The following is a 15,243-nucleotide window of genomic DNA, read 5'->3' as shown; positions in this document are numbered from 1 at the left end:
GGCACCGCGCCTCCCCCGCGGAGGCGCGGTGCTTGACGACGCGCCGTGTCAGCCATTAGAATGCGCAGCCTTTAACAGTGGGGCGGGTGCGCTCGCACCCGCTGGGCAAGGCAAGGCAACCCATTGGAGTCAGCTACACACCATGGCAACGATCAATCAGCTCGTGCGCAAGCCGCGCAAGCGCCAGGCCGCCAAGAGCGACGTGCCTGCGCTGCAGGCCTGCCCGCAGAAGCGCGGCGTCTGCACCCGCGTCTATACTACCACCCCGAAGAAGCCGAACTCTGCACTGCGCAAGGTGTGCCGTGTTCGTCTGACCAACGGCTACGAGGTCTCCTCGTACATCGGCGGTGAAGGCCACAACCTCCAGGAGCACTCCGTGGTCCTGATCCGCGGCGGCCGTGTCAAGGACCTTCCCGGTGTGCGCTATCACACCGTGCGTGGCGCCCTGGACACCTCCGGCGTGCAGAACCGTAAGCAGGGCCGTTCCAAGTACGGCACCAAGCGTCCGAAGGTCTGACCGGCCGCGGTACGCAGCAGTCACCCCATTTTGAGCACGGTCTGATAAGAGTAAGGTCGAGCGCTGCCGCCGGCAGGAGTCTCGGGTTTACCTGAAGGATCCTTGACAGAGGGCTTATCATGCCTAGAAGAAGAGTTGCGGCCAAGCGCGAGATCCTGCCGGATCCCAAGTTCGGAAGTGAGCGCCTGGCGAAGTTCATGAACCACCTGATGATCGGCGGCAAGAAGTCCGTCGCTGAGCGTATCGTCTATGGTGCGCTGGACAGGGTTGCCGAGCGTAGCAAGGAAGAGCCGCTTGAGATCTTCGACAAGGCGCTGGAAGCCATCCAGCCCATGGTCGAGGTCAAGTCCCGCCGCGTCGGCGGCGCGACCTATCAGGTGCCCGTGGAAGTTCGCCCCTCGCGCCGTCATGCGCTGGCCATGCGCTGGCTGGTCGATGCGGCCCGTCGCCGTGGCGAGAAGACCATGGTGCTGCGCCTCGCCGGCGAGATGCTCGATGCCGCCGAAGGCAAGGGCTCGGCCGTGAAGAAGCGGGAAGACGTGCACCGCATGGCAGAAGCCAACAAGGCCTTCTCTCACTATCGGTTCTAAGTGCACCGCTTCTGAGCGTAGCCCTCTGCTACGCATCGCCAATCAACGGGGAGTTCCAACGTGGCTCGCAAGACTCCGCTAAAGCGCTACCGCAACATCGGTATCGTTGCACACGTAGACGCCGGCAAGACCACCACCACCGAGCGCGTCCTGTTCTACACCGGCCTGTCCCACAAGGTCGGCGAGGTCCATGAGGGCGCTGCCACCATGGACTGGATGGAGCAGGAGCAGGAGCGTGGTATCACCATCACCTCCGCCGCGACCACCTGCTTCTGGCAGGGCATGAACAAGCAGTTCGATGAGCATCGCATTAACATCATCGACACCCCCGGGCACGTCGACTTTACCATCGAGGTGGAGCGTTCGCTGCGCGTGCTCGACGGTGCCGTGGTGGTGCTGTGCGGCTCGTCTGGCGTCCAGCCGCAGACCGAGACCGTCTGGCGTCAGGCCAACAAGTACGAAGTCCCGCGCATGGTGTTCGTCAACAAGATGGACCGCACCGGCGCCGACTTCTTCATGGTCGTCGAACAGCTCAAGGAGCGTCTCGGCGCCAACGCCGTGCCGATCCAGATCAACTGGGGCACCGAGGACGAGTTCAAGGGCGTCATCGATCTCATCCAGATGAAGGCCATTCTCTGGGATGAAGAAAACTTCGGGATGAACTACGACCTGGTCGATATCCCCGCCGAGCTCCAGGAGACCGCGGAGAAGTACCGCGAGGAGATGATCGAGGCGGCCGCCGAGGCGTCCGAGGAGCTGATGGACAAGTACCTCGAGGGGGGCGAGCTCTCCACCGAGGAGATCAAGGCCGGCCTGCGTCGCCGTACCCTGGACAACGAGATCGTGCTGGTCACCTGCGGCTCGGCGTTCAAGAACAAGGGCGTCCAAGCCGTGCTGGACGGCGTCATCGAGTACATGCCGTCACCCACCGAGGTCAAGGCCATCGAGGGTGAGCTGGACGACAAGGACGGCACCATCGCCACCCGCGAGGCGGACGATAGCGCCCCCTTCTCGGCGCTGGCCTTCAAGATCGCCACCGACCCCTTCGTCGGCACCCTGACCTTCATTCGCGTCTATTCGGGCGTGCTGAAGTCGGGCGACAGCATCTACAACTCCGTGAAGGAGAAGAAGGAGCGTGTCGGTCGTATCGTTCAGATGCATGCCAACTCACGCGAAGAGATCAAGGAAGTGCTGGCCGGCGACATCGCCGCCTGTATCGGCCTGAAGGATGTCACCACCGGTGACACTCTGTGCGACCTGAACGACAAGATCGTGCTCGAGCGCATGGAGTTTCCGGATCCGGTCATTTCCGTGGCCGTTGAGCCGAAGTCCAAGGCCGACCAGGAGAAGATGGGCGTGGCGCTGGGCAAGCTGGCCCAGGAAGACCCCTCCTTCCAGGTCCGCACCGATGAGGAGACTGGCCAGACCATCATTTCCGGCATGGGTGAGCTTCACCTCGACATCCTCGTCGATCGCATGCGTCGCGAGTTCAAGGTCGAGGCCAATATCGGCAAGCCGCAGGTGGCCTATCGCGAGACCATCCGCGCCAAGGTCGAGCAGGAAGGCAAGTTCGTTCGCCAGTCCGGCGGTCGCGGCCAGTACGGTCATGTGCATCTGCGCATCGAGCCGCTGACCGCAGAGGACAAGGGCGACGACGAGGACATGTACTTCAAGTTCGTTTCGGAGATCGTTGGTGGTGCGGTTCCCAAGGAATACGTGCCGGCCGTCGAGAAAGGGGCCTACGAGCAGCTGAAGAACGGTGTCATCGCGGGCTATCCGATGATTGACGTCAAGGTCACGCTGTTCGACGGTTCCTACCATGACGTGGACTCGAACGAGACCGCGTTCAAGGTTGCCTCTTCCATGGCGGTCAAGGAGGGCGCCAAGAAGGCCAAGGCCGTGCTCCTCGAGCCGGTGATGAAGGTCGAGGTCGTGACCCCCGAAGAGTTCATGGGTGACGTCATGGGCGATCTGAACCGCCGTCGTGGCCTCGTCCAGGGCATGGATGACTCCTCCATGGGCAAGGTCATCCGCGCCACGGTACCTCTGGCTGAGATGTTCGGTTACGCAACCGACCTGCGCTCTCAGACCCAGGGGCGCGCAAGCTACGTGATGGAGTTTGCGGACTACGAAGAGGCGCCGTCCAGCGTCGTTGAAGCCGTCATCAACCAGAACGGTTAACCGTTAGCTAACGTAAAGAGGTTATAGCAGTGGCTAAGGCAAAATTTGAACGTTCCAAACCGCACGTCAACGTCGGCACCATCGGTCACGTCGACCACGGCAAGACCACGCTGACTGCGGCCCTGACTCGCGTCTCCGCCGAGGTGTTCGGTGGTGACTGGAGCGAGTTCGACGCCATCGACAATGCGCCGGAAGAGCGTGAGCGCGGCATCACCATCGCCACCTCTCACGTCGAGTACCAGTCCGAGTCGCGTCACTACGCGCACGTCGACTGCCCGGGGCACGCCGACTACGTCAAGAACATGATCACCGGTGCCGCCCAGATGGACGGCGCTATCCTGGTCGTGTCTGCCGCCGACGGCCCCATGCCGCAGACCCGCGAGCACATCCTGCTGTCTCGCCAGGTTGGCGTGCCGTACATCGTCGTGTTCCTCAACAAGGCCGACATGGTCGACGACGAGGAGCTGCTCGAGCTGGTCGAGATGGAAGTCCGTGAACTCCTCGACGAGTACGACTTCCCGGGTGACGACACCCCGATCATCACCGGTTCCGCCCTGATGGCCCTGGAAGGCAAGGACGACAACGGCATGGGCACCACCGCCGTGGCCAACCTGATCAAGGCCCTGGACGACTACATCCCGGAGCCGGAGCGCGCCATCGATCAGCCGTTCCTGATGCCGATCGAGGATGTGTTCTCCATCTCCGGCCGTGGCACCGTGGTCACCGGCCGTGTCGAGCGCGGCGTGGTCAAGGCCGGCGAGGAAGTCGAGATTGTCGGTATCAAGGACACCGTCAAGACCGTCGTGACCGGCGTCGAGATGTTCCGCAAGCTGCTCGATGAAGGGCGTGCCGGTGAGAACGTCGGCGCCCTGCTGCGCGGCACCAAGCGTGACGACGTCGAGCGTGGTCAGGTCCTGGCCAAGCCGGGCACCATCACCCCGCACACCAAGTTCGAGGCCGAGGTGTACGTGCTGTCCAAGGACGAGGGTGGTCGTCACACGCCGTTCTTCAAGGGCTACCGTCCGCAGTTCTACTTCCGTACCACCGACATCACCGGTACCTGTGAGCTGCCGGAAGGCGTCGAGATGGTCATGCCGGGCGACAACGTCAAGATGGTTGTCACCCTGATCGCCCCGATCGCCATGGATGACGGCCTGCGCTTCGCCATCCGTGAAGGCGGCCGTACCGTCGGCGCTGGCGTCGTGGCCAAGATCGTCGAGTAAGCGTCTCGCGGCTTGATCGAACGAAGGGGGCTCCACCAGGAGCCCCCTTTCTGCGCACCGCAAGCGAGTGTTTGACTCTCGTCGCTGGCGTGCCTATAATGCGCATCCTTTGAATGCGTGGGTTGACGGCTCGCGCCGTCAGATTCCATTGGAGTTAGGGCAAATGCAGAACCAGAAGATTCGCATTCGGTTGAAGGCTTTCGACCATCGCCTGATCGACCAGTCCGCCGCGGAGATCGTAGAAACCGCCAAGCGTACCGGCGCCCAGGTCCGTGGTCCGATTCCTCTGCCGACCAATCGCGAGCGTTTTACCGTGCTGATCTCTCCGCACGTCAACAAGGACGCGCGCGATCAGTACGAGATTCGTACCCACAAGCGGGTGCTCGATATCGTCGAGCCCACCGAAAAGACCGTTGATGCCCTGATGAAGCTCGACCTCGCCGCCGGCGTGGACGTGCAGATCAAGCTCGACTGACACCACACTAGTCACTCGCGGCCCAGCGCCTGGTCTGTACACCAAATGCAGCGCCAAGCAGCAGCCGCCACGCCGGGATGGCGTCATACAACGTGCTAGTGGAATGCTCTGGAAAGGGCAGCCATAGCGGGTGATAGCCCCGTACACTATAGGAGACTGAGAATGACTATCGGTTTAGTCGGTAGGAAGGCCGGGATGACCCGCGTCTTCACCGAAGACGGCGCATCCGTGCCCGTGACCGTGATCGAGGTTGATCCCAACCGCGTAACGCGCGTGAAGTCTGTCGAGTCCGACGGCTACGCCGCGGTTCAGGTGACCACCGGCTCCCGCAAGGCCAAGCATCTGTCGAAAGCCCAGGCCGGGCAGTTCGCCAAGGCAGGTGTCGAGGCCGGTCGTTCACTGATGGAGTTTCGCCTTTCCGACGGTGATGAAGCTCCGGAAGTGGGTGGCCAACTCACCGTATCCCTCTTCGAAGCTGGTCAGATGATCGACGTGACCGGTACCTCCAAGGGCAAGGGTTTCCAGGGCGCCGTCAAGCGCTGGAACTTCCGCACCCAGGACAACACCCACGGTAACTCCCTGTCGCATCGCGCGCCGGGTTCCATCGGCATGTGCCAGACGCCGGGCCGCGTATTCAAGGGCAAGAAGATGGCCGGCCAGATGGGCAATGTTCGCTGCACCGTGCAGAGCCTGGAAGTCGTCCGTGTCGACGCCGAACGCAATCTGCTGCTGATCAAGGGTGCCGTACCCGGTGCCACCGGCAGTGATGTCATCGTGCGCAGCGCCGTCAAAGCAGGCTGAAGGGGAACTTACCGATGAATCTGAATCTTGCAGGTGCAGGCGCCGGTACTGTTGAAGTATCCGATGCCACCTTTGGCAAAGAATTCAACGAGGCCCTCGTGCACCAGGTCGTCACCGCCTATCTGGCCGGTGGTCGCCAGGGTACTCGTGCCCAGAAGAACCGTTCCGACGTGCGTGGCGGCGGCAAGAAGCCGTGGCGCCAGAAGGGCACCGGTCGTGCCCGTGCCGGTACCATCCGCTCGCCGATCTGGCGTGGCGGCGGCGTGACCTTCGCGGCCCGTCCGCAGGACCATTCCCAGAAGGTCAATCGCAAGATGTACCGTGCGGCCATGCGCTCGATCCTCTCCGAGCTGGTTCGCCAGGAGCGCCTGGTGGCCGTTGATGGCTTCGCCGTCGAGGCCCCCAAGACCAAGCAGCTGGTTGCCAAGCTCGTGGAGCTGGGCCTGGAGAAGGTGCTGATCGTCACCGAGGAAGTCGACGAGAACCTGTACCTTGCAGCCCGCAACATCCCCAACGTGGATGTGGTGGACGTCGCCGCCGCTGATCCGGTGAGCCTGGTCGCCTTCGACAAGGTGCTGGTCACCGTCTCCGCTCTGCGTAAATTCGAGGAGAAGCTGGCATGAACCAGGAACGTGTATTCAAGGTTCTGCTCGGTCCGCACGTGACCGAGAAGGCCGCCATGGCCGCCGAGCGCAACCAGTACGTGTTCAAGGTGGCAGGCGACGCGACCAAGCCCGAGATCAAGGCTGCCGTGCAGGAGCTGTTCGGCAAGAAGGTCGACCGTGTTCAGGTGTTGAACATGAAGGGCAAGACCAAGCGCACCGCGCAGGGTCTGGGTCAGCGCAAGGGTTATCGCAAGGCGTACGTGACACTGGCCGCCGGCGAGACGCTTGAAGACTTCTCTGGCGCCGAATAAGGGCAGGAGTACGGATCATGGCAATCGTCAAGACTAAACCCACATCCGCCGGTCGTCGCCACGTCGTCAAGATCGTTGGCGAGGAACTGCACAAGGGCCGCGCCTTCGCGCCGTTGCTCGAGAAGCAGTCCAAGTCCGGTGGCCGTAACAACTACGGTCGCATCACCACCCGCCACGTGGGCGGTGGTCACCGTCATCACTATCGGATCATCGATTTCAAGCGCACCAAGGATGGCATCCCGGCCACCGTCGAGCGCTTGGAGCATGACCCGAACCGCAGCGCACACATTGCCCTGCTCAAGTACCTCGATGGCGAGCGTCGCTACATCATCGCGCCCAAGGGCGTGAGTGCCGGCGATCGTCTCGAGTCCGGTGTCAACGCGCCGATCAAGAAAGGCAATGCGTTGCCGCTGCGCAACATCCCGCTGGGTTCCACCGTGCACTGCATCGAGCTCAAGCCCGGCAAGGGCGCCCAGCTTGCACGCAGCGCCGGCACCAGCGCCCAGCTGGTCGCTCGCGAAGGCAACTACGTCACCCTGCGTCTGCGCTCCGGCGAGATGCGCAAGGTGTTGTCCGAGTGCCGCGCGACCCTGGGCGAAGTGAGCAACTCCGAGCACAGCCTGCGTCAGCTTGGCAAGGCCGGTGCGAAGCGCTGGAGAGGGGTGCGCCCGACCGTTCGCGGCGTGGCCATGAACCCGGTGGATCACCCGCACGGCGGCGGCGAAGGCCGCAGCAGCGGTGGGCGTCATCCGGTGTCTCCGTGGGGCATCCCCACCAAGGGCCACAAGACCCGCAAGAACAAGCGCACCGACAAGCTGATCATCCGTCGCCGCAAGGCCCGGAAATAAGATCCAACGCCAAGACATCAAGAGGTAACGGCTGTGCCACGTTCACTGAAGAAAGGTCCCTTTATTGACCTTCATCTTTTGAAGAAGGTTGAGACTGCAGTGGAGAAGAGCGACCGCAAACCGATCAAGACCTGGTCGCGTCGTTCGATGATCCTGCCCAACATGGTCGGGCTCACCATTGCTGTCCATAACGGTCGCCAACACGTCCCGGTGCACGTTTCCGAGGAAATGGTTGGCCACAAGCTGGGCGAATTCGCTGCTACCCGCCTCTACCGCGGTCATGTGGCGGACAAGAAAGCCAAACGGTAAGCCAGAGAGGATTGAGAGATGGAAGTCACAGCAAAGCTGCGTGGCGCTCGTTTATCCGCCCAGAAGGCCCGTTTGGTGGCTGACCAGGTGCGCGATAAACCGGTCGCCGAGGCGCTCGACCTGCTGACCTTCTCCCCGAAGAAGGCCGCGAAGCTGGTCAAGAAGGTGCTGCAGTCCGCCATCGCGAATGCGGAAGAAAACGACGGCATGGATATCGACGAGCTGCGTGTCTCGACCATCTGCGTCGATGAGGGCATGACGCTCAAGCGCATCCGTCCGCGCGCCAAGGGCCGTGCGGACCGCATCCTGAAGCGCACTTGCCACATCACCGTCAAGGTAGCCGAGAAGTAGGAGTCGACCAGATGGGTCAGAAAGTCAATCCAACAGGCATTCGCCTGGGTATCGTCAAGGACCATACCTCGGTGTGGTATGCCGAGCGCGGCGCCTATGCCGACAAGCTGAACAGCGACCTCGAAGTACGTCGCTTTCTGGAAGAGCGCCTGAAGAATGCGTCCGTGAGTCGCATCATCATCGAGCGCCCGGCCAATAACGCCCGCATCACCATTCACACCGCCCGCCCGGGCATCGTGATCGGCAAGAAGGGCGAAGATGTCGACCGGCTGCGTCGCGACGTCACCGCGATGATGGGTGTGCCCGTGCACGTCAACATCGAGGAAGTCCGCAAGCCGGAACTCGATGCCAAGCTCGTCGCGCAGAATATCGCCGGCCAGCTCGAGCGTCGCGTGATGTTCCGCCGTGCCATGAAGCGGTCCGTGCAGAACGCCATGCGCCTGGGCGCCGGCGGTATCAAGGTGATGCTGTCCGGTCGCCTCGGCGGCGCGGAAATCGCCCGTACCGAATGGTATCGGGAAGGTCGTGTCCCGCTGCATACGCTGCGCGCGGACATCGACTACGCCACCTACGAAGCCAAGACCACCTACGGCATCATCGGTGTCAAGGTCTGGGTCTTCAAGGGTGAAATCCTCGGGGGCATCGAGGAGGTCCGCGCCAAGGCGAAACAGCCGCAGGCCGCGCCCTCCAAGAAGAAAGGTTCCAGGTAAGGGGAGAGCGAGTCGATGTTACAACCTAAGCGTATGAAGTTCCGCAAGATGCAGAAGGGCCGCAACCGTGGCCTGGCGCATCGTGGAAGCAAGGTGAGCTTCGGCGAGTATGGCCTTAAGGCCACTGGCCGGGGCCGCGTCACCGCCCGTCAGATCGAGGCCGGTCGTCGTGCGATCAGCCGTCACGTCAAGCGTGGCGGCAAGATCTGGATCCGTGTCTTCCCGGACAAGCCGATTTCCAAGAAGCCGCTGGAAGTCCGGATGGGTAAGGGCAAGGGCTCAGTCGAGTACTGGGTCGCGCAGATCCAGCCGGGTCGTGTCCTGTACGAGATCGAAGGCGTTTCCGAGGAGCTGGCCCGCGAGGCCTTTGGCCTGGCTGCCCAGAAGTTTCCGGTCTCCACCACCTTTGTGAAACGGACGGTGATGTGATGAAAGCCCAGGAAATTCGTGAGAAGTCAGCCGAGCAGCTCCAAGAGCAGCTCTTCGAACTCCTCCGCGAGCAGTTCAACCTGCGCATGCAGAAGGCCACCGGTCAGCTGAGCCAGACTCATCTGCTCAAGCAGGTTCGTCGGGACATTGCCCGCGTGAAGACTGTGCTCAACGAGAAGGCAGGTGACTGAGATGGCCGAAGAGAAAAAAGCCCGTACGCTCACCGGCAAGGTGGTGAGCGACAAGATGGATAAGTCCATCGTTGTGATGATCGAGCGTCGTGAGCGCCACCCGATCTACGGCAAATACGTCAAGCGCTCCACCAAGCTGCACGCCCACGACGAGGCGAATCAGGCCAAGGCCGGCGACACGGTGTCCCTCCAGGAATGCCGTCCGCTGTCGAAGAAAAAGGCCTGGGCCCTGGTCGAAGTCGTCGAACAGGCCAAGGGTTGATCGGCCCACGCCGGTCAAGCCAGTGCAGTCAGATTAGGTTTGGAGAAAACCGATGATTCAGACTCAGACAATGCTGGATGTCGCTGACAACAGCGGAGCGCGCCGGGTGCAGTGCATCAAGGTGCTGGGCGGTTCCCACCGCCGCTACGCCCGCGTCGGTGACATCATCAAGGTCACGGTGAAGGAAGCCATTCCGCGTGGCAAGGTCAAGAAAGGCCAGGTCCTCAAGGCGGTGGTGGTTCGCACCCGTAGTGGCGTCCGTCGTAACGACGGTTCGCTGATCCGCTTCGATGGAAATGCGGCTGTGCTGTTGAACAACACCAACGATCAGCCGATCGGTACCCGTATCTTCGGGCCGGTGACGCGTGAGCTTCGCAACGAAAAGTTCATGAAGATCATTTCCTTGGCGCCTGAAGTGCTGTAAGGAGCGAGGCGGATATGCAAAAAATCAAACGTGACGATGAAGTGATCGTCATCGCCGGCAAGGACAAGGGCAAGCGCGGTACCATCAAGCGGGTTCTCGAAAACCGCTTCGTGGTGTCCGGTGTGAACATGATCAAGCGTCACACCAAGCCCAACCCGATGGCGGGCAACCAAGGCGGTATCGTCGAGCGCGAGGCACCGATTCACGCGTCCAACGTGGCCATCTTCAACCAGGAGACCGGCAAGGCGGATCGCGTCGGCTTCCAGGTTCAGGAAGACGGTACCAAGGTACGTATCTACAAGTCGACGCAGTCGCAGATCGACGCCTAACGCGAGTCGGATAGCAAAATGGCGAACTTGAAAGAACGTTATCAAAACGAGGTGGTGGCTCAACTCCACGAGCAGTTCAGCTACGCCAACGTGATGCAGGTACCGCGGGTCACCAAGGTGACCCTGAACATGGGTATCGGCGAAGCGACCAGCGACAAGAAGCTGATCGACAACGCCATCAGCGACCTGGAGAAGCTCTCCGGTCAGAAGCCGCTGGTGACCAAGGCACGCAAGTCCATCGCGGGCTTCAAGGTGCGTGAAGGCTGGCCGATCGGGATCAAGGTGACCCTGCGCTCCGAGCGCATGTGGGACTTCCTCGATCGCCTGGTGAATATCGCGATCCCCCGCGTTCGTGACTTCCGTGGTCTCAACCCGAAGTCCTTCGACGGTCGTGGCAACTACTCCATGGGGGTGCGTGAGCAGATCATCTTCCCGGAGATCGAGTATGATAAGATCGACCGAGTCCGTGGTCTGGATGTCACCATCACTACCACCGCCAAAACCGATGATGAAGGTCGCGCGCTGCTCGGCGCGTTGAACTTCCCGTTCAAGAAATAAGGGTGGGATCATGGCAAAGAAAAGCATGGTAGAGCGCGAGCTCAAGCGCACCAAGCTGGTGGCGAAGTATGCCGCCAAGCGCGCCGAGCTCAAGGCGGTCATCCAGGACGTCAACGCTTCTGACGAAGAGCGCTTCGACGCGCAGCTCAAGCTGCAGCAGTTGCCGCGCAACTCCAGCCCGGTACGTCAGCGCAACCGCTGCCGCATCACGGGTCGTCCGCACGGCTACTACAACAAGTTCGGCCTCGGCCGCAACAAGCTGCGTGAAGCCGCCATGCGTGGCGATGTGCCCGGACTCAAGAAGTCCAGCTGGTAACGCCACGTAGAATCATCAGGAGCGCAACGTAAATGAGCATGCAAGACACTCTGGCGGATATGTTCACTCGTATCCGCAATGCGCAGATGGCCACCAAGGAGACGGTTTCCATGCCGTCCTCCAAGCTCAAGGTCGAGGTGGCCCGCGTGCTGAAGGAAGAGGGCTACATCAGCGACTTCGCCGTCAGCGAAACCGCCAAGCCCGAGTTGACCGTGACCCTCAAGTACTTCGAGGGCAAGCCGGTCATCGAGCACCTGCAGCGAGTTTCCAAGCCGTCCCTGCGCCAGTACAAGGGCAAGGATGCGCTGCCGAAGGTCGCCGAAGGTCTGGGCGTTGCCATCGTCACTACCTCCAATGGGGTGATGACCGATCGTGCGGCGCGTCAGGCGGGTGTTGGTGGTGAAGTCATCTGCACCGTATTCTAGGAGTTTGGAATGTCCCGCGTAGCCAAATATCCGGTCAAATTGCCCGCAGGCGTCGAGGTCAAGCTCGACGGTGACCAGCTGTCCGTCAAGGGCAGCCAGGGCTCTCTTTCCCAGACCGTTCACCCTGATGTGGTGATCGGCCAGGAAGAGGGGCAGCTGACCTTCCAGCCGAGCGAGTCCGCGAAGAGCTGGGCAATGGTCGGTACCACCCGTGCCCTGGTCCAGAACCTGGTCACCGGTGTCAGCGAGGGCTTCACCAAGAGCCTCGAAATCATCGGCGTCGGGTATCGTGCCCAGGCCAAGGGCCAGACGCTCAATCTTACACTGGGCTTCTCGCACCCGGTCGACTACACGCTGCCTGAAGGTGTCACGGCGGAAACGCCCAAGAACACCGTTATCGTGCTGAAAAGCGCGGACAAGCAGCAGCTCGGCCAGTGTGCTGCGGAAATCCGCGCCTTCCGTCCGCCCGAGCCCTACAAGGGCAAGGGTGTCCGGTACGCCGACGAGCAGGTGCGTCGCAAAGAAGCCAAGAAGAAGTAAGGCAGGGTTATGAACGCGAAGAAAGAATCTCGTCTCCGTCGTGCCCGCCGTGCTCGCGCCAAGATCCGCGAGCTGGGCGTGCATCGCCTGTGCGTCAATCGTACCCCCCGCCACATCTATGCGCAGATCATCTCGCCGGATGGTGGTAAGGTCCTCGCCAGCGCTTCCACGCTGGACAAGGTCCTGCGTGAGGGGGCGACCGGCAATGCCGACGCCGCCGCCAAGGTGGGCGCAATGATTGCCGAACGCGCCAAGCAGGCTGGCATCACCCAGGTGGCCTTCGATCGTGCCGGCTTCAAGTACCACGGTCGTGTGAAGGCCTTGGCCGACGCCGCTCGTGAAGGCGGCCTGGAATTCTAAAGGGTTTTACGATGGCGAAGAACGAACAGCAAAGCGGCGATCTGCAGGAAAAGCTCGTGCAGATCAACCGTGTCGCCAAGGTGGTCAAGGGTGGCCGAATCTTCGGTTTTACCGCCCTGACCGTCGTGGGTGACGGTAACGGTCGTGTGGGTTTCGGTCGCGGCAAGGCGCGTGAAGTGCCGGTAGCGATCCAGAAGGCCATGGACCAGGCGCGTCGCAACATGGTCAAGGTGAACCTCACCAGTGGCACTCTGCAGTACCCGGTCAAGGCCCGTCACGGCGCCTCCAAGGTGTACATGCAGCCCGCCTCCGAGGGTACCGGGATCATCGCCGGCGGTGCCATGCGCTCCGTGCTCGAATTGGCCGGCGTGCACAACGTCCTGGCCAAGTGCTACGGCTCCACCAACCCGGTGAACGTGGTGCGGGCGACCGTCAATGGTCTGGCCTCCCTGCAGTCGCCGGAAGACGTGGCCGCCAAGCGCGGTCTGCCTGTCGAAGCGATCACGGGATAAGCACCATGTCAGCAGCGATCAAGGTTACCCAGACCCGCAGCACCATCGGCGTACTGGCCAAGCACAAGGCCACCATGAAGGGCCTCGGCCTGCGTCGCATCGGTCACACGGTTGAACTGGAAGACACCCCTGCCGTCCGCGGCATGATCCACAAGGTCAACTACCTTGTGCGAGTTGAGGGAGAGTAATCCATGAAACTCAATAGTCTGAGCCCGGCACCGGGCTCCAAGCACGCCGAGAAGCGCGTCGGCCGTGGTATCGGCTCCGGTCTGGGCAAGACCGGCGGCCGTGGCCACAAGGGCCTCAAGTCGCGCAGCGGCGGCAGCGTGAAGCCCGGTTTCGAGGGCGGTCAGATGCCGCTGCAGCGGCGCCTGCCCAAGTTCGGCTTCACGTCCGCGAAGTCGCTGGTTTCCCAGGAAGTCCGCCTGGCCGAGTTGGGTCGGGTCGCCGGTGACGACGTCACCCTGGACACCCTCAAGGAAGCCAACGTGCTGAAGGATGCCACCAAGCATGCCAAGGTGATCCTGTCCGGCGAACTGAACAAGGCGGTCACGGTCCGCGGCATCAAGGTCACCAAGGGTGCCCGTGCCGCGATCGAAGCCGCCGGCGGCAAGGTAGAGGACTAAATGGCCAAGTCAGGAAACATGCCGGCGATGGGCAGCGGTCTGGGTGAACTCTGGGCGCGTCTGCGCTTCGTGCTTCTCGCCATCGTGGTCTACCGTATCGGTGCCCACATCCCCGTTCCCGGTATCAATCCTGACCAGCTTGCTGCCTTGTTCAGGGAGCAGCAGGGTACCATCCTGGGCATGTTCAACATGTTCTCGGGGGGCGCCCTGGAGCGCATGAGTATCATGGCGCTGGGCATCATGCCCTACATCTCAGCGTCGATCATCATGCAGTTGATGACCGCTGTCTCGCCGCAGCTCGAGCAGCTGAAGAAGGAAGGTGAGGCCGGCCGCCGCAAGATTAGCCAGTACACGCGCTACGGCACCGTGCTGCTGGCCCTGGTCCAGGCCACCGGCATGTCGGTGGGCCTGGCCAGCCAGGGTATCGCCTACACGGCCGACTTCAGCTTCTACTTCACTGCCATCGTGACCTTCGTCACCGGGGCGGTGTTCCTGATGTGGCTGGGCGAACAGATCACCGAGAAGGGCATCGGCAACGGCATATCGCTGCTTATCTTCTCCGGTATCGTCGCCGGTCTGCCGGGTGCCGTGGGGCAGGCCTTCGAGCTGGCCCGCAACGAGGGTGCCTGGAACGTGCTGCCGCTACTGGCCCTCACCGTGCTGGGCGTGGCCACCGTGGCCTTCGTGGTCTTCATCGAGCGTGGCCAGCGCCGCCTCACCGTGAACTATCCACGTCGCCAGGTCGGCAACAAGATGTATGCCGGTCAGAGCAGCTACCTGCCACTCAAGGTCAACATGGCGGGCGTGATTCCGGCGATCTTTGCCTCGAGTATCCTGCTGTTCCCGGCTTCACTCGGACAGTGGGTCGGTGCCGGCGAAGGCATGGAATGGCTGCAGCGTGCGTCCCAGGCCTTGGGTCCGGGGCAGCCACTGTACATCTTGCTTTTCGGTGCGGCGGTGGTATTCTTCTGCTTCTTTTACACAGCGCTGGTCTTCAACCCCAAGGATGTCGCTGACAACCTCAAGAAGTCAGGGGCCTTCCTGCCGGGTATTCGCCCTGGTGAGCAGACCGCTCGCTACATCGACAAGGTCATGACCCGTCTGACCTTGTTCGGTGCCCTCTACATCACTGCGGTTTCCCTGATGCCTCAGTTCCTGATCGTGGCCTGGAACGTGCCGTTCTTCTTCGGCGGTACCTCACTGTTGATCGTGGTAGTGGTCATCATGGATTTCATGGCCCAGGTGCAATCGCACCTCATGTCGAACCAGTACGAGTCGGTGATGAAGAAGTCTAACCTGAAAGGCTACGGTAGCGGCGGCATCATGCGCTGAGGCGCCGCTGGCGATTTG

General features: G+C 61.9%; 26 protein-coding genes. All 26 read left to right on the top strand.

The genetic code is table 11. From position 1 onward, the window contains the following. The first annotated feature begins 142 nt into the window (after positions 1 to 142). The 26 genes from rpsL to secY all read left to right on the top strand — a co-directional run bounded on the left by rpsL (position 143) and on the right by secY (position 15,225). On the top strand, positions 143 to 517 hold the full coding sequence (gene rpsL, locus OP497_RS11540; RefSeq protein WP_071943783.1) for a 30S ribosomal protein S12: 375 nt from the start codon (positions 143 to 145) through the stop codon (positions 515 to 517). Positions 518 to 636: 119 nt separating this feature from the next. After that, entirely contained in the window at positions 637 to 1,107 is a 471-nt protein-coding gene (gene rpsG, locus OP497_RS11535) for a 30S ribosomal protein S7 (protein ID WP_040183143.1), read from the top strand. Positions 1,108 to 1,167: 60 nt separating this feature from the next. Beyond that, positions 1,168 to 3,288, top strand: a complete 2,121-nt coding sequence (gene fusA, locus OP497_RS11530; protein WP_280548507.1) for an elongation factor G — start codon at positions 1,168 to 1,170, stop codon at positions 3,286 to 3,288. Positions 3,289 to 3,317: 29 nt separating this feature from the next. Continuing rightward, positions 3,318 to 4,511, top strand: coding sequence for an elongation factor Tu (gene tuf, locus OP497_RS11525; RefSeq protein WP_280548506.1), 1,194 nt, complete (start codon positions 3,318 to 3,320; stop codon positions 4,509 to 4,511). Positions 4,512 to 4,674: 163 nt separating this feature from the next. Continuing rightward, entirely contained in the window at positions 4,675 to 4,986 is a 312-nt protein-coding gene (rpsJ, locus tag OP497_RS11520) for a 30S ribosomal protein S10 (RefSeq protein ID WP_280548504.1), read from the top strand. A 162-nt stretch (positions 4,987 to 5,148) separates the two neighbouring features. Next, on the top strand, positions 5,149 to 5,787 hold the full coding sequence (gene rplC / locus OP497_RS11515; protein WP_280548502.1) for a 50S ribosomal protein L3: 639 nt from the start codon (positions 5,149 to 5,151) through the stop codon (positions 5,785 to 5,787). 14 nt (positions 5,788 to 5,801) lie between these two features. Then, positions 5,802 to 6,410: a 50S ribosomal protein L4 gene (gene rplD, locus OP497_RS11510; protein WP_280548500.1), complete on the top strand. Its 609-nt coding sequence runs from the start codon at positions 5,802 to 5,804 to the stop codon at positions 6,408 to 6,410. Continuing rightward, entirely contained in the window at positions 6,407 to 6,703 is a 297-nt protein-coding gene (gene rplW / locus OP497_RS11505) for a 50S ribosomal protein L23 (protein WP_280548497.1), read from the top strand. The genes rplD and rplW overlap by 4 nt, the downstream gene beginning before the upstream one ends. A 17-nt stretch (positions 6,704 to 6,720) precedes the next feature. Beyond that, positions 6,721 to 7,551, top strand: a complete 831-nt coding sequence (gene rplB, locus OP497_RS11500; protein ID WP_280548495.1) for a 50S ribosomal protein L2 — start codon at positions 6,721 to 6,723, stop codon at positions 7,549 to 7,551. 33 nt (positions 7,552 to 7,584) lie between these two features. Beyond that, on the top strand, positions 7,585 to 7,860 hold the full coding sequence (gene rpsS / locus OP497_RS11495) for a 30S ribosomal protein S19 (RefSeq protein ID WP_089714455.1): 276 nt from the start codon (positions 7,585 to 7,587) through the stop codon (positions 7,858 to 7,860). Positions 7,861 to 7,878: 18 nt separating this feature from the next. After that, complete coding sequence (gene rplV / locus OP497_RS11490; protein ID WP_280548492.1) at positions 7,879 to 8,211, top strand: 50S ribosomal protein L22; 333 nt, start codon at positions 7,879 to 7,881, stop codon at positions 8,209 to 8,211. Between the two features lie 11 nt (positions 8,212 to 8,222). After that, the gene (rpsC, locus tag OP497_RS11485) at positions 8,223 to 8,921 is read left to right on the top strand and encodes a 30S ribosomal protein S3 (protein WP_280548490.1); all 699 of its coding nucleotides are present in this window, start codon (positions 8,223 to 8,225) and stop codon (positions 8,919 to 8,921) included. A gap of 15 nt (positions 8,922 to 8,936) precedes the next feature. Continuing rightward, positions 8,937 to 9,350 carry a 50S ribosomal protein L16 gene (gene rplP / locus OP497_RS11480; RefSeq protein WP_280548488.1) on the top strand — a complete coding sequence of 138 codons (414 nt, stop codon included), beginning with the start codon at positions 8,937 to 8,939 and terminating at the stop codon, positions 9,348 to 9,350. Continuing rightward, a complete protein-coding gene (rpmC, locus tag OP497_RS11475; RefSeq protein ID WP_040183129.1) occupies positions 9,350 to 9,541 on the top strand; it encodes a 50S ribosomal protein L29 in 192 nt (63 codons plus the stop codon). Before rplP ends, rpmC begins: the two co-directional genes overlap by 1 nt. 1 nt (position 9,542) lies before the next feature. Then, positions 9,543 to 9,803 (top strand): 30S ribosomal protein S17, encoded by a 261-nt coding sequence (gene rpsQ / locus OP497_RS11470; protein WP_280548455.1) that lies wholly within the window; start codon positions 9,543 to 9,545, stop codon positions 9,801 to 9,803. A 52-nt stretch (positions 9,804 to 9,855) separates the two neighbouring features. Further along, entirely contained in the window at positions 9,856 to 10,227 is a 372-nt protein-coding gene (gene rplN, locus OP497_RS11465; protein ID WP_040183127.1) for a 50S ribosomal protein L14, read from the top strand. Positions 10,228 to 10,241: 14 nt separating this feature from the next. Further along, positions 10,242 to 10,556: a 50S ribosomal protein L24 gene (gene rplX / locus OP497_RS11460; protein ID WP_280548453.1), complete on the top strand. Its 315-nt coding sequence runs from the start codon at positions 10,242 to 10,244 to the stop codon at positions 10,554 to 10,556. Positions 10,557 to 10,574: 18 nt separating this feature from the next. Further along, on the top strand, positions 10,575 to 11,114 hold the full coding sequence (rplE, locus tag OP497_RS11455; protein WP_280548452.1) for a 50S ribosomal protein L5: 540 nt from the start codon (positions 10,575 to 10,577) through the stop codon (positions 11,112 to 11,114). A 10-nt stretch (positions 11,115 to 11,124) separates the two neighbouring features. After that, entirely contained in the window at positions 11,125 to 11,430 is a 306-nt protein-coding gene (gene rpsN, locus OP497_RS11450) for a 30S ribosomal protein S14 (RefSeq protein WP_280548451.1), read from the top strand. Positions 11,431 to 11,462: 32 nt separating this feature from the next. Then, positions 11,463 to 11,855 (top strand): 30S ribosomal protein S8, encoded by a 393-nt coding sequence (rpsH, locus tag OP497_RS11445; RefSeq protein WP_151442454.1) that lies wholly within the window; start codon positions 11,463 to 11,465, stop codon positions 11,853 to 11,855. Positions 11,856 to 11,864: 9 nt separating this feature from the next. Further along, positions 11,865 to 12,395, top strand: coding sequence for a 50S ribosomal protein L6 (gene rplF, locus OP497_RS11440; protein WP_280548444.1), 531 nt, complete (start codon positions 11,865 to 11,867; stop codon positions 12,393 to 12,395). Positions 12,396 to 12,404: 9 nt separating this feature from the next. Next, positions 12,405 to 12,755: a 50S ribosomal protein L18 gene (gene rplR / locus OP497_RS11435; protein WP_280548443.1), complete on the top strand. Its 351-nt coding sequence runs from the start codon at positions 12,405 to 12,407 to the stop codon at positions 12,753 to 12,755. An 11-nt stretch (positions 12,756 to 12,766) separates the two neighbouring features. Further along, positions 12,767 to 13,267 (top strand): 30S ribosomal protein S5, encoded by a 501-nt coding sequence (gene rpsE, locus OP497_RS11430; protein ID WP_280548442.1) that lies wholly within the window; start codon positions 12,767 to 12,769, stop codon positions 13,265 to 13,267. 5 nt (positions 13,268 to 13,272) lie between these two features. Beyond that, positions 13,273 to 13,455, top strand: a complete 183-nt coding sequence (gene rpmD, locus OP497_RS11425) for a 50S ribosomal protein L30 (protein WP_280548441.1) — start codon at positions 13,273 to 13,275, stop codon at positions 13,453 to 13,455. A 3-nt stretch (positions 13,456 to 13,458) separates the two neighbouring features. Further along, entirely contained in the window at positions 13,459 to 13,893 is a 435-nt protein-coding gene (gene rplO, locus OP497_RS11420; RefSeq protein ID WP_280548440.1) for a 50S ribosomal protein L15, read from the top strand. Next, entirely contained in the window at positions 13,894 to 15,225 is a 1,332-nt protein-coding gene (gene secY, locus OP497_RS11415) for a preprotein translocase subunit SecY (RefSeq protein ID WP_280548438.1), read from the top strand. The last annotated feature ends 18 nt before the right edge of the window (positions 15,226 to 15,243 follow it).

It is taken from the genome of Halomonas sp. 11-S5, from assembly GCF_029889825.1.
Taxonomy (GTDB): domain Bacteria; phylum Pseudomonadota; class Gammaproteobacteria; order Pseudomonadales; family Halomonadaceae; genus Halomonas.
This window is presented reverse-complemented; position numbering and strand designations above follow the sequence as displayed.